Genomic DNA, 25,287 nt, shown 5'->3' with positions numbered 1-25,287 from the left:
ATCGGAGGGTGATATGGCAATGACTTACCACCTGGACGTCGTCAGTGCAGAGCAACAAATGTTCTCTGGTCTGGTCGAGAAAATCCAGGTAACGGGTAGCGAAGGTGAACTGGGGATCTACCCTGGCCACGCACCGCTGCTCACCGCCATTAAGCCTGGTATGATTCGCATCGTGAAACAGCACGGTCACGAAGAGTTTATCTATCTGTCTGGCGGCATTCTTGAAGTGCAGCCTGGCAACGTGACCGTTCTGGCCGACACCGCAATTCGCGGCCAGGATCTCGACGAAGCGCGAGCCATGGAAGCGAAACGTAAGGCTGAAGAGCACATTAGCAGCTCTCACGGCGACGTAGATTACGCTCAGGCGTCTGCGGAACTGGCCAAAGCGATCGCGCAGCTGCGCGTTATCGAGTTGACCAAAAAAGCGATGTAACACCGGCTTGAAAAGCACAAAAGCCAGTCTGGAAACAGGCTGGCTTTTTTTACGCGTGACCCGTCCTGAAGAGCGTTCACATAGATCCTGCTGATATAAAACCCCCTGTTTTCCCGTTTATTCATTGATCGAAATAAGAGCAAAAACATCCACCTGACGCTTAAATGAAGGTATTGCCTTAATTTTCTGCAGACAAAAGGCGTGACGATGGTCGAAAATGGCGCTTTCGTCAGCGGGGATAATCCGTTATTGAACAATTTATCCTCTGTCCATTTCACGATGAAAAAAATGTAGTTTTTTCAAGGTGAAGCGGTTTAAATTCGTTCTCAAATTACAGTCAGGACGCGTATGTTGAATAATGCTATGAGCGTAGTGATCCTTGCCGCAGGTAAAGGCACGCGCATGTATTCCGATCTTCCGAAAGTGCTGCATACCCTTGCCGGGAAAGCGATGGTTCAGCATGTCATTGATGCTGCGAATGAATTAGGCGCAGCGCACGTTCACCTGGTGTACGGTCACGGCGGCGATCTGCTAAAACAGGCGCTGAAAGACGACAACCTGAACTGGGTGCTTCAGGCAGAGCAGCTGGGTACGGGTCATGCGATGCAGCAGGCCGCACCTTTCTTTGCCGATGATGAAGACATTTTAATGCTCTACGGCGACGTGCCGCTGATCTCTGTCGAAACACTCCAGCGCCTGCGTGATGCTAAACCGCAGGGTGGCATTGGTCTGCTGACGGTAAAACTGGATGATCCGACCGGTTATGGACGTATCACCCGTGAAAACGGCAAAGTTACCGGCATTGTTGAGCACAAAGACGCCACCGACGAGCAGCGTCAGATTCAGGAGATCAACACCGGCATTCTGATTGCCAACGGCGCAGATATGAAACGCTGGCTGGCGAAGCTGACCAACAATAACGCGCAGGGTGAATACTACATCACCGACATTATTGCGCTGGCGTATCAGGAAGGACGTGAAATCGTCGCCGTTCATCCGCAACGTTTAAGCGAAGTAGAAGGCGTGAATAACCGCCTGCAACTCTCCCGACTGGAGCGCGTTTACCAGTCCGAACAGGCTGAAAAACTGCTGTTAGCAGGCGTTATGCTGCGCGATCCGGCGCGTTTTGATCTGCGCGGTACGCTTACTCACGGGCGCGATGTTGAAATTGATACTAACGTTATCATCGAGGGCAACGTGACTCTCGGTCATCGCGTGAAAATCGGCACCGGTTGTGTGATTAAAAACAGCGTGATTGGCGATGATTGCGAAATTAGCCCGTATACCGTTGTGGAAGACGCGAATCTGGCGGCGGCCTGTACCATTGGCCCGTTTGCCCGTCTGCGTCCTGGTGCTGAGTTGCTGGAAGGTGCACACGTTGGTAACTTCGTTGAGATGAAAAAAGCGCGTCTGGGTAAAGGCTCGAAAGCTGGTCATCTGACTTACCTGGGCGATGCGGAAATTGGCGATAACGTTAACATCGGCGCGGGAACCATTACCTGCAACTACGATGGTGCGAATAAATTTAAGACTATTATCGGCGACGATGTGTTTGTCGGTTCCGACACTCAGCTGGTGGCCCCGGTAACAGTAGGCAAAGGCGCGACCATTGCTGCGGGTACAACTGTGACGCGTAATGTCGGCGAAAACGCCCTGGCGATCAGCCGTGTGCCGCAGACTCAAAAAGAAGGCTGGCGTCGTCCGGTAAAGAAAAAGTAATTCTGGCTGGGAAATCCGGTCATATGGGATGAGGAGATAACATAATCTCCCGCCCACAAGCAGTAACTATAAAAATAACCCCACTCTCTACAAGGCTCGGGGCGCCCGAAAAAACGGGCATACAGGTTGACCGACAACGATATAAATCGGAATCAAAAACTATGTGTGGAATTGTTGGCGCGATCGCGCAACGTGATGTAGCAGAAATCCTTCTTGAAGGTTTACGTCGTCTTGAATACCGCGGATATGACTCTGCCGGTCTGGCCGTTGTTGATGCAGAAGGTCATATGACCCGCCTGCGTCGCCTCGGTAAAGTCCAGATGCTGGCTCAGGCAGCGGAAGAACATCCTCTGCATGGCGGCACCGGTATTGCTCATACTCGCTGGGCGACCCACGGTGAACCTTCAGAAGCTAACGCGCATCCGCATGTTTCTGAACACATTGTGGTGGTGCATAACGGCATCATCGAAAACCATGAACCGCTGCGTGAAGAGTTAAAAGCGCGTGGCTATACCTTCGTTTCTGAAACCGACACCGAAGTGATTGCCCATCTGGTGAACTGGGAGCTGAAACAAGGCGGTACTCTGCGTGAGGCAGTTCTGCGTGCTATCCCGCAACTGCGTGGTGCGTACGGTACAGTGATCATGGACTCCCGTCACCCGGATACCCTGCTGGCGGCACGTTCTGGTAGCCCGCTGGTGATTGGCTTGGGTATGGGTGAAAACTTTATCGCTTCTGACCAGCTGGCGCTGCTGCCGGTGACCCGTCGCTTTATCTTCCTTGAAGAGGGGGACATTGCGGAAATCACTCGCCGTTCGGTAAACATCTTCGATAAAACTGGCGCGGAAGTAAAACGTCAGGATATTGAATCCAATCTGCAATATGACGCGGGCGATAAAGGTATTTACCGTCACTACATGCAGAAAGAGATCTACGAACAGCCAAACGCGATCAAAAACACCCTTACCGGGCGCATCAGTCACGGTCAGGTTGATTTAAGCGAGCTGGGACCGAACGCCGACGAACTGCTGTCGAAGGTTGAGCATATTCAGATCCTCGCCTGTGGTACTTCTTATAACTCCGGTATGGTTTCCCGCTACTGGTTTGAATCGCTGGCAGGTATTCCGTGCGACGTCGAAATCGCCTCTGAATTCCGCTATCGCAAATCTGCCGTGCGTCGTAACAGCCTGATGATCACCTTGTCACAGTCTGGCGAAACCGCGGATACCCTGGCGGGCCTGCGTCTGTCGAAAGAGCTGGGTTACCTTGGTTCGCTGGCAATCTGTAACGTTCCGGGTTCTTCTCTGGTGCGCGAATCCGATCTGGCGCTGATGACCAACGCCGGTACGGAAATCGGCGTGGCATCCACTAAAGCATTCACCACTCAGTTAACTGTGCTGTTGATGCTGGTGGCGAAGCTGTCTCGCCTGAAAGGTCTGGATGCCTCCATTGAACATGACATTGTGCATGGTCTGCAGGCGCTGCCGAGCCGTATTGAGCAGATGCTGTCTCAGGACAAACGCATTGAAGCTCTGGCAGAAGATTTCTCTGACAAACATCACGCGCTGTTCCTGGGCCGTGGCGATCAGTACCCAATCGCGCTGGAAGGCGCATTGAAGCTGAAAGAGATCTCTTACATTCACGCTGAAGCCTACGCTGCTGGCGAACTGAAACACGGTCCGCTGGCGCTGATAGATGCCGATATGCCGGTTATCGTCGTTGCACCGAACAACGAATTGCTGGAAAAACTGAAATCCAACATTGAAGAAGTTCGCGCGCGCGGCGGTCAGTTGTATGTTTTTGCCGATCAGGATGCGGGTTTTGTGAGCAGTGATAATATGCACATCATCGAGATGCCGCATGTGGAAGAGGTGATTGCACCGATCTTCTACACCGTTCCGCTGCAACTACTGGCTTACCACGTTGCGCTGATCAAAGGCACTGACGTTGACCAGCCGCGTAACCTGGCAAAATCGGTAACGGTTGAGTAATATCTCTCGTTGATAGAAAAGGGCTGCCGACCGGCGGCCCTTTTTTTATAAGTGATATCAATAATTCCATTATTCATATACCCATTGATATAAATATATTCTGAATTATTGATAATGTCTGATAATAAACTTGATTTCTTGCTGTTTTAATAATATTTAAATAATAAATTTATATTTAAGATTGATTAATTAATATTATTTTTAGATAAAACTATCTCATTGGTGTACTATGCCTGTGAATCAAAGCACACTTATTATTTTAAGTGATGATTCATGGTAAAGGATATATTATATCAATGGAGTTTTTATGAAGCGTAATATTATAGGCGGTGCATTCACTCTGGCATCTTTAATGCTGGCCGGACATGCACTGGCAGAAGATGGTGTTGTTCACTTCGTCGGTGAAATTGTCGACACTACTTGTGAAGTTACCTCCGATACAGCCGATCAAACCGTCCCACTGGGTAAAGTCAGTAAAAATGCATTTTCAGGTGTAGGTAGTCTGGCGTCACCACAGCAGTTCAGTATTAAACTTGAAAAGTGCCCGGCAACCTACACTCAGGCAGCCGTTCGTTTTGATGGTACAGAAGCGCCTGGCGGCGACGGCGACCTGAAAGTGGGTACGCCGCTTACAGCGGGCAACCCTGGCGATTTTACCGGTACAGGACAAGCGATTGCGGCAACGGGTGTCGGTATTCGTATTTTTAACCAGTCAGATAACTCGCAGGTTAAACTTTATAACGATTCTGCCTATACCGCTATCGACGCGGAAGGCAAGGCTGAAATGAAGTTTATTGCACGCTATGTGGCAACCAATGCAACCGTAACGGCGGGTACGGCGAACGCCGATTCACAATTTACTGTCGAATATAAGAAATAATTTATCAAGGGCCTTTTTATTCAGTTGGCTTTGGCCAGGGAGTCGTTATGTCCAGAAAAAGTTGTTTAATCAGGCTCTTTAAAACAACCGTTTCATGTAAGTTATTTACCGCGATTATACTCAGTGTTTTTTTAGTCCAACCAGCATTAACCTATGCAGGCGTTGTCATTGGTGGTACACGGGTAGTTTACTTAAGTAATAACCCAGATAAATCTATTTCTGTATTTAGCAAGGAAGAAAAAATTCCTTATCTCATCCAGGCATGGGTAGATCCGTTTAATAAAGAGGATAAAAGCAAAGCACCGTTTACCGTTATTCCTCCGGTATCACGATTAGAACCCGCGCAAGAAAAAGTATTACGCATTATTCATACCAAAGGTGTGTCATTGCCTGATGATCGCGAGTCAGTCTTCTGGCTGAATATTAAAAATATTCCGCCCTCTGCGAGCAACAAAGCGGCGAACTCACTGGAAATCGCAGTTAAAACGCGTATCAAGCTGTTCTGGCGACCGGCAAGCATTCGCCTGATTCCCGAAGATGCTGCACCGAAGGTGAAGTGGCACCGGGAAGGGCGAAACCTGATTGCAGAGAATCCCAACCCGATTCATATCAGTGTGATGGATGTCATCGTTGATGGTCATGATGTGCCCCTCAACATGCTCCGTCCTTTTGAAACGCTCACGTTACCTTTACCTGCTAATTCTGCGGGAGGCCAAATGATCTGGCGATTTATTAATGATTACGGCGCAGTCAGTGACCCGATAAAAATGACGCTGTAAGCAAGGGAAAAGGATAGGCGTATTATGATGACGACCAGAATAAAGGTTGGCCTCACGGCAGGGACGTGTCTGATTTTCTCGCAAAGCCTGATGGCCGAGGTCAGTGTATTCAATCCGGCGCTTCTGGAAATCGACCATCAATCCGGAGTCGATATTCGCCAGTTTAATCGGGCAAACCTGATGCCCCCAGGTGTTTATAGCGTTGATATTTTTATCAACGGTAAAATGTTTGAACGTCAGGATGTGACCTTTGTTCAGGATAATCCCGATGCTGATTTACACGCCTGCTTTGTCGCTATTAAAAAAACGCTAACCACCTTTGGCGTAAAAGTTGATGCGCTGAAATCGCTCAATGATGTAGATGAAACAGTCTGTATTGATCCTGGGCCACGCATTGAAGGCTCATCATGGCAGTTCGACAGCGATAAACTGCAACTGAATATCTCCATTCCCCAAATCTATATGGATGCGATGGCTTATGATTACATCAGCCCCTCGCGTTGGGATGAGGGGATTAACGCGCTCACCATCAACTACGATTTTTCTGGTTCACATACTCTACGTTCGGATTATGGTTCACAAGAGACAGATACCAGTTATCTCAATCTGCGCAATGGACTGAATATTGGGCCGTGGCGATTACGCAATTACAGCACCTTAAATACGACCGATGGCAGTGCAGAATACAACTCTATAAGCACCTGGATACAACGTGATATAGCTGCGTTAAGAAGCCAGATTATGATAGGTGATACGTGGACGGCGAGCGATATCTTCGACAGTACGCAAATTCGTGGCGCACGCTTGTATACCGATAACGATATGTTGCCTGCCAGCCAAAACGGATTTGCCCCCGTAGTGCGTGGGATTGCAAAGTCTAACGCCACTGTCATTATTCGCCAGAATGGCTACGTGATTTATCAGTCAGCCGTTCCACAAGGTGCTTTTGAAATTACCGACCTCAACACCGCCAGTACAGGTGGTGATCTGGACGTAACCATCAAAGAAGAAGACGGTAGCGAACAACGATTTACTCAACCTTATGCGTCGTTAGCCATCCTCAAACGTGAAGGTCAAACTGATGTTGATGTCAGTGTGGGAGAATTACGCGATGAAGATGGCTTTACCCCTGACGTTATTCAGGCTCAGATCCTTCATGGTTTTCCCTACGGTTTCACCTTGTATGGAGGTATGCAGGCTGCTGAAAAGTATGGTTCTGCCGCTTTGGGTGTCGGTAAAGATCTTGGCGCATTGGGCGCAATTTCTTTCGATGTGACACATGCTCGCGCGAAATTTAGCCATGATGATACGGAAACCGGTCAGTCTTATCGCTTCCTGTACTCGAAACGCTTTGACGATACGGATACCAGCTTGCGCCTGGTTGGCTATCGTTACTCCACCGAAGGTTATTATACCCTCAATGAATGGGCGTCCCGGCGTAATAATCCTGAAGATTTCTGGGAAACCGGTAACCGCCGCAGCCGTGTGGAAGGAACGTTAACGCAATCACTGGGCAGAGATTATGGCAACTTATATCTGACATTAAGTCGCCAGCAGTACTGGCATACCGATGATGTTGAACGATTAATGCAATTTGGCTACAGCAGTAGCTGGAAGCGTCTCTCGTGGAACGTCTCCTGGAGTTATTCCAATACTGCCCGGCAGGGGACGGGGAACAACCATGCCAGTGATAACACCAGTGAGCAGATCTACATGCTCTCTTTATCTGTTCCTTTATCGGGCTGGTGGGGGAATAGTTACGCCACCTATTCTGTTTCACAAAACGATAATTCCGGTAGCTCACATCAACTTGGACTCAGCGGTACGGCGCTGGAAAGAAATAACCTTTCCTGGAATTTAATGCAGTCCTATAACAGCCATGATGATGAGGTTGGCGGTAATATGTCCCTGACCTATGATGGCACTTATGGCACGGTGAACGGCAGCTATAACTACAGCCAAAATTCTCAGAGGCTGAATTATGGTATCAGAGGGGGAATTCTGGCTCACAGCGAAGGCGTAACGTTAAGCCAGGAGTTGGGTGAAACCATAGCTCTTGTTAAAGCACCAGGGGCTGCCGGGTTAGAAATAGACAATATGCGTGGTGCTGCGACGGACTGGCGTGGTTATACGGTCAAGACACAGCTAAACCCTTATGATGAAAACCGGGTAGCAATCAGCGATAACTATTTCTCGAAGTCGAATATAGAACTTGATAATACCGTCGTTACGATGGTTCCCACCCGTGGCGCGGTGGTTAAAGCCGAATTTGTTACTCGTGTAGGTTATCGTGTGCTTTTCAGGGTGGCGGGTACAAAAGGTAAACCCGCACCTTTTGGCGCTATTGCTACAGTACAAAATACAAGCTCCGCTGATTCAGGGATTGTCGGTGACCTGGGGGAGCTTTATCTCTCTGGCCTTCCTGAAAAGGGGCAAGTAATGCTCTCCTGGGGGGAAAATGCCGCCACTACATGCACCTTCGATTATTCAATTTCAATACCAGAAAGTGAAAGCGGCTTAATTGAACAAGGTGTGACATGTCATTAAAAGGATTTTTATGAACAAGTATATTATACAGTGGTGCTTTACTGTTTTTATCTTCTCCTTTAGTGGTGCAACATTTGCGGCCCCAAAAGGTATCTGCACCTCAGATAATGGGGCCTTTCATAGCACACTTGATTTTTCCGGCTATCTGATTACGGCAGACGAGAACAGAGTGGGAGAGACCTTTAATAAAACCGTGACAAATGGGGACTCTTATCCTGCTCACTGCCATTGTGATACAGGGAAAGTGGGGGAGTTTCCTTATATTTACTATACAGCGAGAATAAACGAGGCCTTAAGTTATGCGGGTGTTCGTTCTAATGTAAACTACTTTAATTTGAATCCTAATCTGGATGTTGGAATATCGATAGACCTTCTCGGTGTAGGATACATTAATGCACCTTTTGAATACCATGCTAACAGGCCTACTGGAGGTTCATATAAATGTAGTCGCACGGACCCATTAAGTATTTCCAGTGGTGCAAAAGCAATAATTTATTTTTATATTAAGAAGACTTTTGCTGGAAAGTTAATTGTCCCTGAAACGCTCGTGGCAAAATTGTACGGAACTATAAGCCGTGACACTCCGGTTGATTACTCACAACCTATGGCGGATGTTTATATTCGTGGCGATATCACTGCACCGCAAAGCTGTGAAATTAACAGTTTAAGACCCATTAATTTTGATTTTAAAGAAATTCCTGCAGCAGATTTTTCTTCGGTAGCTGGAAGTACCGTGACAACGCATAAAATTACCAAAACCGTCACCATTGAGTGTGAAAATTTAGGAATACTAAATACTGATGATATCAGTACCTCTTTTTATGCTACCGAACCCAGTACTGACAACTCAATGGTCGTGACATCAAACCCGAACGTTGGGATAAAAATTTATGATAAAAATAATAAGGAAATCAACGTTAACGGTGGTGAACTGCCGACAGATATGGGTAAATCAAACGTCTTTGGTGAAAAAGCCGGTAGCGTCACTTTTTCTGCTGCTCCTGCAAGCCTCACGGGGGCTCGCCCCGCGCCAGGAACATTTACCGCGACTGCAACGATAACAATTGAGATTGTACGCTAAACGAACTGACAGCGGTGTTCCTCACACCGTTGTCATCTTACGCATTTTTGTCCGCGAGTTTTCACTTTGCATGACAAAAAGATGACACTACTTTTCTTTTTCTTAGTCAATAAAATCAAAAAGTTAATTAATAATTCTGATTTGTCATAAAACTGTCATAAACCTTACATATAACTGTCACCTGTTTGTCCTATTTTGCTTCTCGTAGCCAACAAACAATGCTTTATGAATCCTCCCAGGAGACATTATGAAAGTTATGCGTACCACCGTCGCAACTGTTGTCGCCGCGACCTTATCGATGAGTGCTTTCTCTGTGTTTGCAGAAGCAAGCCTGACAGGTGCAGGTGCAACCTTCCCTGCGCCGGTGTATGCCAAATGGGCTGACACTTACCAGAAAGAAACCGGTAATAAAGTTAACTACCAGGGTATCGGTTCTTCCGGTGGCGTAAAACAGATTATCGCTAATACCGTTGATTTTGGTGCCTCTGACGCGCCGCTGTCTGATGAAAAATTGGCTCAGGAAGGCCTGTTCCAGTTCCCGACCGTGATTGGCGGCGTGGTGCTGGCTGTTAACATTCCAGGGCTGAAGTCTGGCGAACTGGTGCTGGATGGTAAAACCCTCGGCGACATCTACCTGGGCAAAATCAAAAAGTGGGATGATGAAGCCATCGCCAAACTGAATCCGGGTCTGAAACTGCCTTCACAGAACATTGCTGTCGTGCGCCGTGCAGATGGCTCCGGGACATCCTTCGTCTTCACCAGCTACCTGGCGAAAGTGAACGAAGAGTGGAAAAACAACGTTGGTACTGGCTCTACCGTAAAATGGCCGATCGGTCTGGGCGGTAAAGGTAACGACGGTATCGCCGCGTTCGTTCAGCGTCTGCCGGGTGCAATTGGTTACGTTGAATATGCTTACGCGAAGCAGAACAACCTGGCGTACACCAAACTGATCTCCGCTGATGGTAAACCGGTTAGTCCGACCGAAGAAAACTTCGCTAATGCAGCAAAAGGCGCAGACTGGAGCAAAACATTCGCTCAGGATCTGACTAACCAGAAAGGCGAAGATGCATGGCCTATCACTTCTACCACGTTCATTCTGATCCATAAAGATCAGAAGAAACCTGAGCAGGGTGTAGAAGTGCTGAAGTTCTTCGACTGGGCGTACAAAACCGGGGCTAAACAGGCTAACGACCTGGATTATGCCAGCCTGCCGGATAGCGTAGTGGAACAGGTTCGCGCTGCGTGGAAGACCAATATTAAAGACAGTAGCGGCAAGCCGCTGTACTAATAAAACTCCAGGCCGGGTACGGTGTTTTACGCCGCATCCGGCATTACAAAATGACTTTGTAAACGCGTTTAACTGAAGAGTAACTTATGGCTGCAACCAAGCCTGCTTTTAACCCACCGGGTAAAAAGGGCGACATAATTTTCAGCGTGCTGGTAAAACTGGCGGCGCTGATTGTGCTATTGATGTTGGGTGGCATTATTGTCTCTCTGATCATCTCATCCTGGCCGAGCATTCAGAAATTTGGTCTGGCTTTCCTGTGGACCAAAGGGTGGGATGCGCCGAACGATATCTACGGGGCGCTGGTGCCGATCTACGGTACGCTGGTGACCTCGTTTATCGCGCTGCTGATCGCCGTTCCAGTGAGTTTCGGTATCGCCCTGTTCCTGACCGAGCTTGCGCCTGGCTGGCTGAAGCGCCCGCTGGGTATCGCCATTGAGCTGCTGGCAGCCATTCCAAGTATCGTTTACGGCATGTGGGGCTTGTTTATCTTCGCCCCGCTGTTCGCCGTTTATTTCCAGGAGCCGGTCGGCAATATCATGTCGAATATCCCGATTGTCGGCGCGCTGTTCTCCGGCCCGGCCTTTGGTATCGGTATCCTCGCGGCAGGCGTAATCCTCGCCATTATGATTATTCCGTACATTGCAGCGGTAATGCGCGATGTATTCGAACAAACCCCGGTGATGATGAAAGAGTCAGCCTACGGTATCGGCTGCACCACCTGGGAAGTTATCTGGCGTATCGTTCTTCCGTTCACCAAAAATGGGGTTATCGGCGGCATTATGCTGGGTCTGGGGCGTGCGCTCGGTGAAACCATGGCGGTGACCTTTATCATCGGTAACACCTACCAGCTCGACAGCGCCTCGCTGTACATGCCGGGCAACAGTATCACCTCTGCGCTGGCGAACGAATTTGCGGAAGCGGAATCCGGTCTGCACGTTGCTGCACTGATGGAACTGGGCCTGATCCTGTTTGTGATTACCTTCATCGTCCTCGCCGCATCGAAGTTTATGATTATGCGCCTGGCTAAGAATGAGGGGGCACGCTAATGGCTATGGTTGAAATGCAAACCACTGCGGCGCTGGCTGAATCCCGCCGTAAAATGCAGGCGCGTCGCCGCCTCAAAAACCGTATTGCGCTGACGCTCTCGATGGCGACGATGGCTTTCGGTCTGTTCTGGCTGATCTGGATTTTAATGTCCACCATCACTCGCGGTATCGACGGTATGTCGCTGGCGCTGTTCACTGAAATGACGCCGCCGCCCAATACGGAAGGTGGTGGTCTGGCGAACGCCCTGGCAGGTAGCGGGCTGTTAATTTTGTGGGCCACGGTATTCGGTACGCCGCTGGGCATTATGGCGGGGATTTATCTGGCGGAATATGGTCGTAAATCCTGGCTGGCAGAAGTGATTCGCTTTATTAACGACATTCTGCTCTCTGCGCCGTCGATTGTGGTTGGTCTGTTTGTTTACACCATTGTGGTGGCGCAGATGGAGCATTTCTCCGGTTGGGCGGGTGTGATTGCCCTGGCGTTGTTGCAGGTGCCGATTGTTATCCGCACCACCGAGAACATGCTGAAACTGGTGCCGGACAGCCTGCGTGAAGCGGCTTATGCGCTGGGTACACCGAAGTGGAAGATGATCTCCGCGATTACGCTGAAAGCGTCGGTGTCCGGGATTATGACCGGTATCCTGCTGGCGATTGCCCGTATTGCTGGTGAAACCGCGCCGCTGCTGTTTACCGCGCTCTCCAACCAGTTCTGGAGCACGGACATGATGCAGCCGATCGCCAACCTGCCGGTGACGATCTTTAAGTTTGCGATGAGCCCATTTGCGGAATGGCAGCAACTGGCCTGGGCCGGGGTGTTGATCATTACCCTGTGCGTCCTGCTGCTGAACATTCTGGCGCGCGTTGTATTTGCGAAGAATAAACACGGTTAACACTTTGCCGGATGCGGCGTGAACGCCTTATCCGGCCTACGGTAAGCCTGATTCGCGAAGTGCATCAGGCACGATGAGGAAAGATTGCAATGAGTATGGTTGAAACTGCCCCGAGTAAAATTCAGGTTCGTAATTTGAACTTCTACTACGGCAAATTCCATGCCCTGAAAAACATCAACCTGGATATCGCTAAAAACCAGGTAACGGCGTTTATCGGGCCGTCCGGCTGCGGTAAATCGACGCTGCTGCGTACCTTCAATAAAATGTTTGAACTGTACCCGGAACAGCGTGCGGAAGGTGAAATTCTGCTCGATGGCGACAACATCCTGACCAACTCTCAGGATATCGCCCTGCTGCGTGCGAAAGTGGGCATGGTGTTCCAGAAACCGACGCCGTTCCCGATGTCCATCTACGACAACATCGCCTTTGGCGTTCGTCTGTTTGAGAAGCTCTCCCGTGCCGACATGGACGAGCGCGTGCAGTGGGCATTGACCAAAGCCGCATTGTGGAACGAAACCAAAGATAAATTGCACCAGAGCGGTTACTCTCTCTCTGGTGGTCAGCAACAGCGTCTGTGCATTGCGCGTGGTATCGCCATTCGCCCGGAAGTGCTGCTGCTCGACGAACCATGTTCGGCGCTCGACCCCATCTCCACCGGGCGTATTGAAGAGCTGATCACCGAACTGAAGCAGGATTACACCGTGGTGATCGTCACCCACAACATGCAGCAGGCTGCGCGTTGTTCCGACCACACGGCGTTTATGTACCTGGGCGAATTGATTGAGTTCAGCAACACGGACGATCTGTTCACCAAGCCAGCGAAGAAACAAACAGAAGACTACATCACCGGTCGTTACGGTTGATTCAGGAGTGCGTTATGGACAGTCTCAATCTTAATAAACATATTTCCGGCCAGTTCAACGCCGAACTGGAAAGTATCCGCACGCAGGTGATGACCATGGGCGGCATGGTGGAGCAGCAGCTTTCTGATGCAATCACCGCGATGCATAACCAGGACAGCGATCTGGCGAAGCGCGTCATCGAAGGCGACAAGAACGTCAACATGATGGAAGTGGCGATCGATGAAGCTTGCGTGCGCATTATCGCCAAACGTCAGCCGACGGCGAGCGACCTGCGTCTGGTTATGGTGATCAGTAAAACCATTGCCGAGCTGGAGCGTATTGGCGACGTGGCGGACAAAATCTGCCGTACTGCGCTGGAGAAATTCTCCCAGCAGCATCAGCCGTTGCTGGTAAGTCTGGAGTCGCTGGGCCGTCATACCATCCAGATGCTGCACGACGTGCTGGACGCGTTCGCGCGGATGGACATTGACGAAGCGGTACGTATTTATCGGGAAGATAAAAAAGTCGATCAGGAGTACGAAGGTATTGTTCGTCAACTGATGACCTACATGATGGAAGATTCGCGCACCATTCCGAGCGTACTTACCGCGCTATTCTGTGCGCGTTCAATCGAACGTATCGGCGACCGCTGCCAGAATATTTGTGAGTTTATCTTCTACTACGTGAAGGGGCAGGATTTCCGTCATGTAGGCGGTGATGAGCTGGATAAACTGCTGGCCGGAAAAGACCCGAAAGAGTAACGCTAACAGTAGGTCAGATAAGGCTTTTACGCCGAATCTGGCAATCAGCCCGGTCATACATAGCTACCGGGCTGATAAACTTTCTCCCTGAAATATTGCCACACAAACTCACCTCGAAACTCTCCCCAGTGCAATGCAAATATATTATTTCATTTGAATTATTTTACTTTTAATGTAGTGCCCCGTTATAAAATTTTTTTTGTTATTCCTTTCATTTATATCGTTACCCGCACAGAAAATGGAAAAGAAAACAAAAAACCAGGGTAAAAGCCCTATATCGGAACATAAAAAATGAGCGATTTTTTACAGTATTCATAGGTGGTTTAGTCATAATCGTATCAAAACAACACCAAAGTGTTCTTTTTTATACAAAACGGTTATGTATTGTGAGCGGGCGAATAAATATTGTGTTCAGGAGAAATGATTATGGCTATATCATCATATAGTACAGTTACAGATAAATTTGCTACTCTGACTAAAATGCCAGATGAAAATCTGAATGAAAAAAATAGAACGCAAAAATATTCAGGAAAAATTGGTTTGTCTCTTGATGATGTGGGTAAGTATTCAGTAACTCATAAAGATATAACAAACATTTTAGCTGGTGATAGTCAATCTTTTCTTAAACGAAGTCTTTGGGAGTTTATACTCGATCTTTTTCCCATGTCTCATATTAAGGAGGCTAAACAAGCCATTGTAGATTTTGTGACGAAAACTGATGATAAAGTTGAGATGTTTAATAGAGTTAAATCTCTCGCCGATCAAGATCAACAATGGCGCTTTAATACGACTACAGAATTTACTGTAGATGAAAATAAAGACATTATTGTTAGTAGAGTATTTAATATAAATATTAATGCGCAAGATTATCATAATGATGCTGAAAAAAACACAATGCGTTCTTTATTTTCTGAAGAACTCAGCTTGGATATTTATAAGCATGATATTCATTTTGATCAGAAGGCTTTTCAATCAGGGATGCTGAAAATACAGTTCCCAAATGATAATGAAAAGCTTAGCGTATATTTAAAAAATAAAATCCCCTTTGAAAATATCACAATCGATTTATCTGCGCTGGAAAAAGAAGCCCTGGCATCTCTAAAATATTGTAACTTTAAAAAAGTGACATTCACTGGTGCTATATCTTACGAAAATCTTAATGGTTCAGTATTTGGAAATTGTTTTTTTGAGGACTGTATTTTTGAGAATGTGTCACTTGTTAGCTCCAGGTATCGAGTAAAACCAAATAATGAAATACCTATTTACGGCGTGTTTAAAGAGTGTTTTCTGTATCGATGTGAAATAAAAAATTTTAACATAGATACATCAAAAATATACTCTGTAAATCAAGATCCCAATGTGGGTAAGCCAGTTGGTGCATATCTGTTTATGCAGTCATTTGTAGATGAGTGTACTCTTCAGGATGGAGTGTGTAAAAATGCAAGTGTTATTGCAAGCAGTTTGTTATGTTGTAAAATAGCAAAGCTTAATGGTGCTGAAATGGATTTCATAGGGACTTCGTTTTATCACAAATATAAATGTGAATTAAAATATGATAATCATTTTTATAATTGTGATTTTAGCTCCTCTGATATGACATATAAGCGAAATGGAATTCGCAAAGATTTACTGGATTTTGATCCCAGAGAGTATTTCAAAAAGGATGGAGGTAAACTTAATCTGGATAAACGCATTTCTGACCTTATCTACATTAATCTTTTCCCTAAGATGAGTGGCGGTCGTTATATAAATGATAAATACGTTGCTGGTGATATAGAAAAATATTTAAAACTTAGTAATTGCAATTTACTTGAAACTTGTTTGGGCGAGTCAATCAATGGAATTACCTTGAATGATTGTGCTATTGATCATTTAACCACTTGGTTAAGTGGTAATCTTGCTGCGAACACCCAGATTAGAATTCCTGTTTATATGGACATGAAAGGAGCTATAGCTGAAAATGGCATTTCAGATTTCATGAAAAATTTAATGGAAATTAATTCATGGGTAGAAGAATTTAATAATCATGGCAAGGATGCGGAAAGTTATTACCAAAAGGAACTATTATATTTACAATCTTTGTTGGTCAAGTTGGGGCGCTTCAATCTTGATGATGAAGGAAAAAAATATCAACTTAATGGTGAAGCTATCCAGTATATTATATTAAAAGTTTTGTACAATATAGAAAAAGATATAGCCAATGAAATAGATATTGATAAAGTGAATTTCATGCATAAGCTCTATACTGGATTCTTTTGGCAAAGACCTTACGATCAACGTAACTATTTAAAAATAAATCGTTCTGCTATTTCAAACAGCAAAACATTTCACTTCCACTTTGATTTTAATGATTTGCGAAATATTTACAAAGAATATAATAAAAATCATAAAGATGATAGTTTTGATAAAATGCAAAAGATTTTTTTAGCATTGAATGAATTTAAGGAAAGAACGAAAATAAATTATAGGGATTATAGAAAAGTATCAAAATATGTAGATGATAAAGTCGATTTATTCTCTGGCATTGAGCAATACTTACGGGAAGTAATTGAGAAAAACAATAGCTATAATAAGGAAAATTATACTGCTAAAAAACAAAAAGAAGCCGACCTTTTTATGCTAAGAAATAATTTAGTCAAAACTAAGGCTAAATTGAGTGAGGAGAGCTGTATGTTAAATAAAGAAGATAAAAAAGATGCAGCCAAAATTCGTAAGATTAATGAAACACTAAATAAAATAGATGACGAAATAGCAACAATAGATAAAGAGATTGTAAAGCTTAAGGATGAAACAGAGAGATTGGAGAAAGAGTATGAACAAGAAAATACACTTAATGATGTAGTTCAAAATATCAGGAGTTGGCTAAAAGAAAATCAAAATATGGTGAAAGCTATTAAGAAAATTGATACTGAATAACATGGCGAATAAATAAACGGATCAAGTCGTTCCTGTGACAATGAGGTTATACAAAAAGACGCTTACTCATCAGAAATCTGGTATGCTTTAATTAAACCAGTGTCGCTGATGTGTAAGCGTTGACGTTGGGAGGCGATTAAATGGTTATACCACTCCTACGCCTTTTCCAGACGGCGTATAAGAGTGCAACATGTTGAGTTTTCCGAGTGAATGGTGCATTTTACTAACCGAGCCATTTGAATCAACCAACGCAATAAAAAAGACTGGAATAATAAGCCTGTATTTATTATTCATCGCAATCGCACTCTACGGTTTTATCCTGCAGAAATGAGACTACTTCCAGCGGTTGTGGATTATCCCTGGGCGATAGTCATAGTCTGGTGTCAGGATTCACAAATGACCTGTTACCTGACATGGATATAAACACAACATAGAGTGCGGTAGTTAATCTGAATCATCTATTTTTCGGCTACACAGCACAAAACAACATTATTGATTCTTTATAAGAGAGAATCTCTCCATCATTTTTATATAAATCATTATTAAGAAAATCCAGAAGCTCTTGCCTTACACTATAAATATTGGCTTTTTGGTCAACCAACGACAGTAATATATCCTTGATACATTTTAATTTTATATCTCTATCAGATATTGTATTAAGTGTGAAGATGATATTACGTTTATTAGAACTGGAGAACCAATATTTTAGAGTATTATTCGTCCACTTTGTTGGTGTCTTAATTAGTTGTGCTGTTGTTGTTTTTACATTGTTAAATGTAGAACCGCTAAAATTTGTCCCGACGCACGAAATGAAATTCATTTCTGAATTGTCAAAATTGCAATTCTTTATCTCACACATATCAAAATTAATATCATGAAATGTCGAACATTTCATGTTTGCATGTGAAAATAAACATGCAATAAACGTTATATATTGCAAACTGGAATGACAAAAAGATTTATTTTTAAAATCAAAAGAACAGGTTTTTTTGACTTTGAAGTTGTTATTATATCTGCAATGTAAAGAAATCATGTTTTTTATTAACTGATAACACCACTGTGATGATTCTGGTAATTCATTGGTGTATAAAAGGACGTTTTCATCGAATATAACCTGTGCATTATGGTTATTTATTGAAGATATATGGAAGCTATCATTTGTTAAAGCTATGGTTGTGCTAAAATTATGATGGTGATCATAGCTCATGAAATCAAATGTAACAATGTCGTTGTTTCCTTTCTTTTCTTTGTGATATGCGTTTAAAAAAGAAATATTTTCGATCTGTTCATCAGTTAATGTAAATGGCATTTCGTCATCAAAGAAAGCATAATCGGCATTTGGGACTGGAATATTTTCAATTGAGCATAGTTTTAATAAAAAAATATGAAAACAATGAAACTTATTTTTGTCAATAAGAGAACTTAATCTCTGTTGTATCTTCTGTAGTTGTCCTTTGGGAAGTAAATGCTGTAAATTTGAAAAAGAGCCATCTAAAACATATTTGTATGTAAAAAGGTCATCTCTTGGACCATTTATTAAAAAATCGTCAGACAATTTAGAAAAACGATTGAGATGACATAAATATTCCATTTGCTCCATGTCTATATACTTATGGGGAACTGCGTGGTTTGGTGGTGTGCCAATAAGATTATCCATAAATCACCTTGATAAAATTTAATAAAATCTATTTATTTTAACCTCGACAATAAAAGTGGCTATAAAAAAACGCTCATTTTCTGTTGCTGCGGTTAACCCGTGGAATGTACCGTTAACCCCCAAAAAATTGCAAATCCAGGGTGAACACCCTGGGTTAAAATGGAAATAATGAGCTATTTTTTACAGTATTCACCGGTAATATAAGTAACACTTGTTGCTAACCTAACTAGCAGTACAGTTAATTAACAACATAGAAGTTATTGTTTTTCAAACAACTCAATATTGCACGCCGGAGGATTTATGGTCGCTAAATTAAAACCAGATGTTTTTGTTAATACTAATCCTTTTTTAGAAGCAATGTATAAGGAGAGGCTTAGTCATAAAGGCTATTCTGATAAAATTGCTTTAAGTATTAATGATAAGAAATATAATGTAAACTCTAAGGATATTGAAAATATTCTTGATGGCAAAGGGGATTTATTTAAAAAACGTACACTGTGGGAGTTTGTTCGCGATCTTTTTCCTGGATCTCATATTAAAGAAGTCAAAGGTTTAATTTACGAATTTGTCACGAAAGTTGATAATAAAGCCGAGGTGTTCGATAAGATTAAATCTCTGGCAAAAAAAGAACAACAATGGCGATTTAGTACTAAGACAGACTTTACCACAAATGAAAATAATGAAGTTATTGTGAGTAGATCCTTTAATCTCTACACGGGGGCTACTTCGAATGATAACGAAAAAAAACAGGTTTCTTCAGAGAGATTAACGCTTGATAATTATATTGATGATTTACATTTTGATAATTCTCCCTTGAAGAGATTTACGTTTGATGATTATGCTGTAAAACTTACGACACTGATTAAAAATAAAATTCCTATTATTAATACAACAATCAATTTATCATCGTTGTCTAAGGATGTTTTAAATTCATTAAAATATTGTAGTTTTAAAAATGTAATTTTTTCAGGAGTGATAAACAGCCCTAACCTTGAAGGTCCGGTTTTTGAAAATTGTTATTTCGAGGATTGTAAATTCAACAACATACAGCTTTATGAGACTAATGATGATACTGTGGGGTCAGGAAATAAAAAACCAATAAAAGGTATGTTTAAAGGTTGTTTTATTTCTAAATGCAAAATTGAAAATTATAGATGTGAGACGTCTAAAATCTACACCGTTACACAACCTGATAGTATTCAAGAAAAATTAGGTTCTTATCTCTTTATGCAGTCTTTCGTTCAGGATTGTATAATTCAGGGAGGACGTTGTCCTGGTTCGAGTATACTTCTGAGTCATTTTTATAACTGTACGATAGCGAAACTTGATGCTCATGGGATGGATTTTTTGGCAAACGCATTCAATAAGTCTGGTGATAACGAAACCAGGGCGCAGGATCAGGGAACTGTGTTTGATTGTTGTAATTTGAATAGTATTAAAATGAACTGTGGTCTTGGTAATGTGAGTTCAGATGAATATAAGTTTAACCCCGAAGAGTATTTTTCTGATTACATTGAAAGAAGATCGAGAAATCTTAAGTTGGATGATAATTTTTCTAACTGCGTAGAGAATATCGAGAAGGCTGTTACAACTTCATTTAGCAAGGAAAATTCAGAGAATGATAATATCTCCTTTAATTGTTGTGATTTGAGGAGGGCCAATTTAGACAATTATTACAGAGAAGATTTGTGCAAAGACTGTTCTATTGATCCAGATTCAATTTATTTAGAAGATGGTGTTACACCGATAAAATATATTTATATGAATCTGGACGGAGCTATAAGTAAAGACCAAATACCTAATTTCTTAAAAAAGGTAAGTGCTATCAATAGCGATGTAAAAGATTTTTATAATACTGAGCTAAAGATTAAGGAAGAATATAATAACGCATTTTCAGATTTAGAGTCGTTTTTGTCTACACTTTATGTTGAAAATAAATCGTACAAAGAGAAATATCATTTTAATAACGGTAGGGCTGAGTTTTTTATTTTCAAAGATATGCAGTATAAAGCACAAAATATCATTACTAATATGATAGAAAGTGACCGAATTAAGTTTATTGAATCTATCATAAAAAAAATCATTCCACCGGCAGATGTAAAAATGCCTACTAAAGATTCAGACAAATTTATTCGACAAAAACAGCATGAGTCTCATAACCAATTTGATATTGATTATAAATTGAATTATGGTGACCTTGTCCCCCTTTTTGACGGTGTTGAAGAAAAACAAATTGAAGTGCTAAAAATCCAACTTGAAAATATAAAAAATTTCAAAGCATATTACGACTCAGAACTCAATAAGTTTGCTTCCGATTTTCGAAATTTTTCCGGTGCATTTGCAATTAACTGGGAGGATTTACTAAAAAACTATCAGGAAATAAGAGCTTCCATTAAAGATTACGATGACTTATTGCGAGAAATTAAAGAGTTAACCATAAGTCGGGATAAATCATTAGAGGAGAAAAGTACTTTATTTGATAACAAAAGGGACAAGTGGAATAGTCAAGAAGTACAGGATGAAGTAAAGGCATTAAATAAGAAGATTGCTGACTGTGACAATGAGATACGTTCTAATCTTAATATTGTTCAAAATTTTAGACGCGAGAATCAATATAAAGCTAATAAAAAAATCAGTAACGCGATGCTTAATATTCTGGATTGGTTCGAACGGTATCCCGATATTGTGAAAAATATAACCCAGGCTTAACCATACAGAGGGTGAGCGACTGGACGATTAACGACATAAATTATTTACAGGGAATAGACGCTTACTCATCAGACACCTGGTATTTTTTATCTCAAACCAGCGTGACTGATGTGTAAGCGTTGAAGTAAGGAGGCGATTATCGCGTTATATTCCAGCCGCGTGCCTTCCAGAGTGCAGGCAGCTGCGCCAGCTCGGTAAATGTGGTGACTTTCGGGTGAACGATCGGTTTATTGTGCGGGTCAGCGCAGAAGTAAAACACTTCCATTCCGGCATCTATCCCTGATTGCGCACCGGCGCTGGAGTCATCGACCAGAATGCAGTTTTCAACGTTCACATTCATCGCTTTTGCCGCATGGAACATTAACGCCGGGTCGGGCTTCCAACGCTGGATATCGTAGCCGCTGAACAGTTTTTCCGGGAAGTAGTGCAGCATCTTGAGCTTACCCAGCGAATGCTGCATTTTGTTGATCGGACCGTTAGAGACGACGCACATCGGCACGTTAATGCTCGCCAGCAATTCGTTCGCTCCTGCGATGTCCTCAAGTTCGGTATCAAACAGACGCGCCACTTCTGCGCGGTAAACGTGCTCGGCATCGGCCTGGATCATCGTCACGCCCTGTTCTTTACTGATGATGTCGATGATTTCGTAGAGTTTTACGCCTTTAAAACGGGTAAAAATCTCCTCCAGGTCAACGTGAATGCCAAATTCCCTGAACATCGTGACATAGGCGCGAGAGCAAATGACCTCGCTATCGACCAGCGTACCGTCGCAGTCGAAAAATACCGCTTCTATCTGGGACATGTCTTTCCTTTATCGTTAGTTTAACGTTTTCGTCATGCCAATTCGCATGACGCAATCGTTGCCGTATAAGCAAATACAATGAAAAAAAGTTATCTTCAGCCGTCCATATTGTCTCATTTTGGTATACGATAGCGACGGATTTTCCCTCCTTGTTCGGAAATAGATAATGAGTCAACAACACACAACCCAGGCTTCTGGCCAGGGGATGCTGGAACGCGTGTTTAAACTGCGCGAACATGGCACGACGGCACGGACCGAAGTGATCGCCGGTTTTACCACCTTCCTGACGATGGTTTACATCGTTTTTGTTAACCCGCAAATTCTTGGCGTTGCTGGCATGGATACCAGCGCCGTCTTCGTCACTACCTGTCTGATTGCTGCATTCGGCAGTATTATGATGGGACTGTTTGCTAACCTGCCAGTTGCATTGGCACCCGCTATGGGCCTGAATGCGTTCTTCGCTTTTGTGGTTGTGCAGGCGATGGGCTTGCCGTGGCAAGTCGGGATGGGCGCAATCTTCTGGGGCGCGATTGGTCTACTGTTACTGACGATTTTCCGCGTTCGCTACTGGATGATAGCCAACATTCCGGTAAGTCTACGTGTGGGCATCACCAGTGGTATCGGTCTGTTTATTGGCATGATGGGGCTGAAAAACGCAGGTGTGATTGTCGCTAACCCGGAAACGCTGGTGAGCATCGGTAACCTGACTTCTCACAGCGTGCTGCTGGGGATCCTCGGCTTCTTCATCATCGCCATTCTGGCCTCGCGCAATATTCACGCGGCGGTGCTGGTTTCCATCGTGGTGACAACGCTGCTGGGCTGGATGCTGGGTGATGTCCACTACAACGGCATCGTTTCTGCGCCGCCGAGCGTAATGACTGTCGTGGGTCATGTAGATTTAGCCGGGTCGTTTAACCTCGGGCTGGCAGGGGTGATTTTCTCTTTCATGCTGGTCAACTTGTTTGACTCCTCCGGTACGCTGATTGGCGTGACCGATAAAGCAGGTCTGGCTGATGATAAAGGTAAATTCCCGCGCATGAAGCAGGCGCTGTATGTCGACAGCATCTCTTCGGTGACCGGTTCGTTTATCGGTACTTCTTCTGTTACGGCGTATATTGAATCTTCTTCCGGCGTTTCCGTTGGCGGTCGTACCGGTCTGACGGCAGTGGTTGTTGGTCTGCTGTTCCTGCTGGTTATCTTCCTGTCGCCGCTGGCAGGGATGGTGCCAGGCTACGCTGCAGCTGGTGCGCTGATTTACGTTGGCGTGTTGATGACCTCAAGTCTTGCTCGCGTGAACTGGCAGGATCTTACTGAATCTGTTCCGGCGTTTATTACCGCTGTGATGATGCCGTTCAGCTTCTCGATTACTGAAGGTATCGCGCTGGGCTTTATCTCCTACTGCGTGATGAAGATTGGTACCGGACGTCTGCGTGACCTTAGCCCGTGCGTAATCATCGTTGCGCTGCTGTTTATCCTGAAGATTGTGTTTATCGACGCTCACTAAAATCGATAGCGCGTTAAAAACCCGCCATGCATGATTGCTGGCGGGTTTTTTATTTAGATCTTAACTCGCTGAATAAACTCACCAAATGCGGTCAATTGCCCGGTCAGGTGGTCCAGCGTACCCTGATCAATCACTTCTCCTGTTTGCGGATCAACTTTGTTCTGAATCACGCCGCCCATAAATTCCGGCTTGTTCATCACCATTGCATCGAGGAAAACCAGAATCTGGCGCAGGTGATACTGACAGCGCGCGCCGCCAATCACGCCCATTGAGCTGGTCTGAATCAATACCGGTTTACCAGCCAGCGGTTGATCCGGCAGGCGGGAAAGCCAGTCGATGGCATTTTTCAGCCCACCCGGTACCGAGTAGTTATATTCCGGCGTGACGATCACCACACCGTCAGCCTGACGGATCTGTTCCGCCAGAGCTTCAACCGTTGCTGGAAAACCGTCTTCCTGCTGTACGTCAGCGTCATACAGGGGAATGTCGGCAATGGAAGGTAACGCATTGACTTCCATGCTCGCCGGAGCAATTTTCGGCAGGGTACGTGCAACCATGCCATTAAATGAGCCTTTGCGCAGGCTCCCCAGTAACGTAACCACCTGCAATTTTTCAGACATGATGACTCCTGTGGTTGTCTATCAATATGGCGAAAAAGCCTTCACGGTAGAGAGCTGGGCAAAACGCATCATCCGGCTGGTAGGATTGTTGGCGCGGCTGTGAATATCGGGCAGGCTTTTCCAGCCGTGTTTGCCATCTAACTCCCAGACACTGAGCTTTTCAATCGTGGGCGTGACCGACACGGACCACACCAGCACGTCCTCCGCGTCGCATAACGCTTCTACATGATTTACATGAGCACATTTCAGGCGTCCGGCAATGGGCAGTAGTTGCAGATCGCGCGGATCGTCATTCAAAACATCACCGGTTAGTTTTAGCACGCTTCGGCGCAGCGTGATGAGCTGCGCCCGCGCTTCGTTAGGATCGTTTTGTTTACTGATCCATAGCGATTCATTGCTGGAAAAGGTGTGGTTATCGGGCGCGTGTGGGCTATGAAACCCGCGCGTCGCACGCTGCAGTTCCATATCGAGGCCACATTCACCTTCGGTTGTTAACGCCACGCCGACCATATTCCCGGCATAGGAAATAGAAAACGAAGGCAAATTTTTATCGCTGAAAACCGGTTTTCCTTTCGGCAGGGTGACGATTTCCGGCAATTCGCCAATGCCATACAGCATGAACATCAGTTCTGCGAGTAAACCTCTGGACGCCAGAAAACGGCTTTGACGATGAGGGGGAATGTTTCGGGCTTCTTGATGACACTGGGAGGGGAGACGAACAGAAATCAGATGTCCTTCCGTTAAAATCCCTCGGGCAAAGTGAGTCGCCATTTTTCGCTCCATGCTTAATGGTCCATTATGAATACAAGAGTAATCATTTAC

At 44.6% G+C, this 25,287-nt stretch carries 19 protein-coding genes and 1 pseudogene; 16 read left to right on the top strand and 4 right to left on the bottom strand.

Features of this window, described 5'->3' with window-relative positions; translation table 11 throughout:
• Positions 1 to 13: 13 nt before the first annotated feature.
• The 14 genes and pseudogenes from ACJHWR_RS16340 to ACJHWR_RS16275 all read left to right on the top strand — a co-directional run bounded on the left by ACJHWR_RS16340 (position 14) and on the right by ACJHWR_RS16275 (position 17,173).
• Positions 14 to 433 (top strand): F0F1 ATP synthase subunit epsilon, encoded by a 420-nt coding sequence (locus ACJHWR_RS16340; RefSeq protein ID WP_001251965.1) that lies wholly within the window; start codon positions 14 to 16, stop codon positions 431 to 433.
• A gap of 348 nt (positions 434 to 781) precedes the next feature.
• Positions 782 to 2,152 carry a bifunctional UDP-N-acetylglucosamine diphosphorylase/glucosamine-1-phosphate N-acetyltransferase GlmU gene (glmU, locus tag ACJHWR_RS16335; protein WP_000933736.1) on the top strand — a complete coding sequence of 457 codons (1,371 nt, stop codon included), beginning with the start codon at positions 782 to 784 and terminating at the stop codon, positions 2,150 to 2,152.
• Positions 2,153 to 2,313: 161 nt separating this feature from the next.
• Positions 2,314 to 4,143, top strand: coding sequence for a glutamine--fructose-6-phosphate transaminase (isomerizing) (gene glmS / locus ACJHWR_RS16330; protein ID WP_000334086.1), 1,830 nt, complete (start codon positions 2,314 to 2,316; stop codon positions 4,141 to 4,143).
• A 307-nt stretch (positions 4,144 to 4,450) separates the two neighbouring features.
• The gene (gene lpfA-O113, locus ACJHWR_RS16325) at positions 4,451 to 5,023 is read left to right on the top strand and encodes a long polar fimbria major subunit LpfA-O113 (RefSeq protein WP_000827811.1); all 573 of its coding nucleotides are present in this window, start codon (positions 4,451 to 4,453) and stop codon (positions 5,021 to 5,023) included.
• A gap of 47 nt (positions 5,024 to 5,070) precedes the next feature.
• Complete coding sequence (gene lpfB-O113 / locus ACJHWR_RS16320; protein ID WP_000088123.1) at positions 5,071 to 5,802, top strand: long polar fimbrial chaperone LpfB-O113; 732 nt, start codon at positions 5,071 to 5,073, stop codon at positions 5,800 to 5,802.
• 24 nt (positions 5,803 to 5,826) lie between these two features.
• Positions 5,827 to 8,349, top strand: coding sequence for a long polar fimbrial usher protein LpfC-O113 (gene lpfC-O113, locus ACJHWR_RS16315; RefSeq protein WP_000989195.1), 2,523 nt, complete (start codon positions 5,827 to 5,829; stop codon positions 8,347 to 8,349).
• Between the two features lie 10 nt (positions 8,350 to 8,359).
• A complete protein-coding gene (locus tag ACJHWR_RS16310) occupies positions 8,360 to 9,430 on the top strand; it encodes a fimbrial protein (RefSeq protein ID WP_001046008.1) in 1,071 nt (356 codons plus the stop codon).
• A 247-nt stretch (positions 9,431 to 9,677) separates the two neighbouring features.
• Positions 9,678 to 10,718: a phosphate ABC transporter substrate-binding protein PstS gene (gene pstS / locus ACJHWR_RS16305; RefSeq protein WP_000867149.1), complete on the top strand. Its 1,041-nt coding sequence runs from the start codon at positions 9,678 to 9,680 to the stop codon at positions 10,716 to 10,718.
• A gap of 86 nt (positions 10,719 to 10,804) precedes the next feature.
• The gene (gene pstC, locus ACJHWR_RS16300) at positions 10,805 to 11,764 is read left to right on the top strand and encodes a phosphate ABC transporter permease PstC (protein ID WP_000741627.1); all 960 of its coding nucleotides are present in this window, start codon (positions 10,805 to 10,807) and stop codon (positions 11,762 to 11,764) included.
• Positions 11,764 to 12,654: a phosphate ABC transporter permease PstA gene (gene pstA, locus ACJHWR_RS16295; protein ID WP_001251991.1), complete on the top strand. Its 891-nt coding sequence runs from the start codon at positions 11,764 to 11,766 to the stop codon at positions 12,652 to 12,654. The genes pstC and pstA overlap by 1 nt, the downstream gene beginning before the upstream one ends.
• A gap of 89 nt (positions 12,655 to 12,743) precedes the next feature.
• Positions 12,744 to 13,517: a phosphate ABC transporter ATP-binding protein PstB gene (gene pstB, locus ACJHWR_RS16290; RefSeq protein WP_000063125.1), complete on the top strand. Its 774-nt coding sequence runs from the start codon at positions 12,744 to 12,746 to the stop codon at positions 13,515 to 13,517.
• Positions 13,518 to 13,531: 14 nt separating this feature from the next.
• A complete protein-coding gene (gene phoU, locus ACJHWR_RS16285) occupies positions 13,532 to 14,257 on the top strand; it encodes a phosphate signaling complex protein PhoU (RefSeq protein WP_000377785.1) in 726 nt (241 codons plus the stop codon).
• Between the two features lie 426 nt (positions 14,258 to 14,683).
• Positions 14,684 to 14,831 (top strand): annotated as a pseudogene (locus ACJHWR_RS16280) (hypothetical protein).
• On the top strand, positions 14,798 to 17,173 hold the full coding sequence (locus tag ACJHWR_RS16275) for a type III effector protein (protein ID WP_137441567.1): 2,376 nt from the start codon (positions 14,798 to 14,800) through the stop codon (positions 17,171 to 17,173). Before ACJHWR_RS16280 ends, ACJHWR_RS16275 begins: the two are co-directional and overlap by 34 nt.
• A gap of 469 nt (positions 17,174 to 17,642) precedes the next feature.
• On the opposite strand, the gene ACJHWR_RS16270 is transcribed toward ACJHWR_RS16275, so the two are convergent.
• Positions 17,643 to 18,830: a hypothetical protein gene (locus ACJHWR_RS16270; protein WP_000369292.1), complete on the bottom strand. Its 1,188-nt coding sequence runs from the start codon at positions 18,828 to 18,830 to the stop codon at positions 17,643 to 17,645.
• Positions 18,831 to 19,130: 300 nt separating this feature from the next.
• On the opposite strand from ACJHWR_RS16270, the gene ACJHWR_RS16265 reads away from it, so the two are divergent.
• A complete protein-coding gene (locus ACJHWR_RS16265; RefSeq protein ID WP_000225926.1) occupies positions 19,131 to 21,539 on the top strand; it encodes a hypothetical protein in 2,409 nt (802 codons plus the stop codon).
• A gap of 136 nt (positions 21,540 to 21,675) precedes the next feature.
• Here ACJHWR_RS16265 and yieH read toward each other — a convergent pair whose 3' ends face one another.
• Positions 21,676 to 22,341 (bottom strand): 6-phosphogluconate phosphatase, encoded by a 666-nt coding sequence (yieH, locus tag ACJHWR_RS16260; RefSeq protein WP_000078050.1) that lies wholly within the window; start codon positions 22,339 to 22,341, stop codon positions 21,676 to 21,678.
• 166 nt (positions 22,342 to 22,507) lie between these two features.
• Here yieH and adeP point away from each other — a divergent pair, with 166 nt between their 5' ends.
• Positions 22,508 to 23,845: an adenine permease AdeP gene (gene adeP / locus ACJHWR_RS16255; protein WP_001312207.1), complete on the top strand. Its 1,338-nt coding sequence runs from the start codon at positions 22,508 to 22,510 to the stop codon at positions 23,843 to 23,845.
• Positions 23,846 to 23,898: 53 nt separating this feature from the next.
• Here the strand turns inward: adeP and yieF are convergent, their stop codons facing one another.
• Together yieF and ACJHWR_RS16245 are read right to left on the bottom strand one after the other, a co-directional pair.
• On the bottom strand, positions 23,899 to 24,465 hold the full coding sequence (gene yieF / locus ACJHWR_RS16250; RefSeq protein ID WP_001291261.1) for a class I chromate reductase YieF: 567 nt from the start codon (positions 24,463 to 24,465) through the stop codon (positions 23,899 to 23,901).
• 21 nt (positions 24,466 to 24,486) lie between these two features.
• Positions 24,487 to 25,236, bottom strand: a complete 750-nt coding sequence (locus ACJHWR_RS16245) for a 4'-phosphopantetheinyl transferase family protein (protein WP_012311808.1) — start codon at positions 25,234 to 25,236, stop codon at positions 24,487 to 24,489.
• Positions 25,237 to 25,287 lie beyond the last annotated feature (51 nt).

The sequence above is a fragment of the Escherichia sp. WS568 genome (genome assembly GCF_046486085.1).
In the GTDB taxonomy this organism is placed as follows: domain Bacteria; phylum Pseudomonadota; class Gammaproteobacteria; order Enterobacterales; family Enterobacteriaceae; genus Escherichia; species Escherichia coli.
This window is presented reverse-complemented; position numbering and strand designations above follow the sequence as displayed.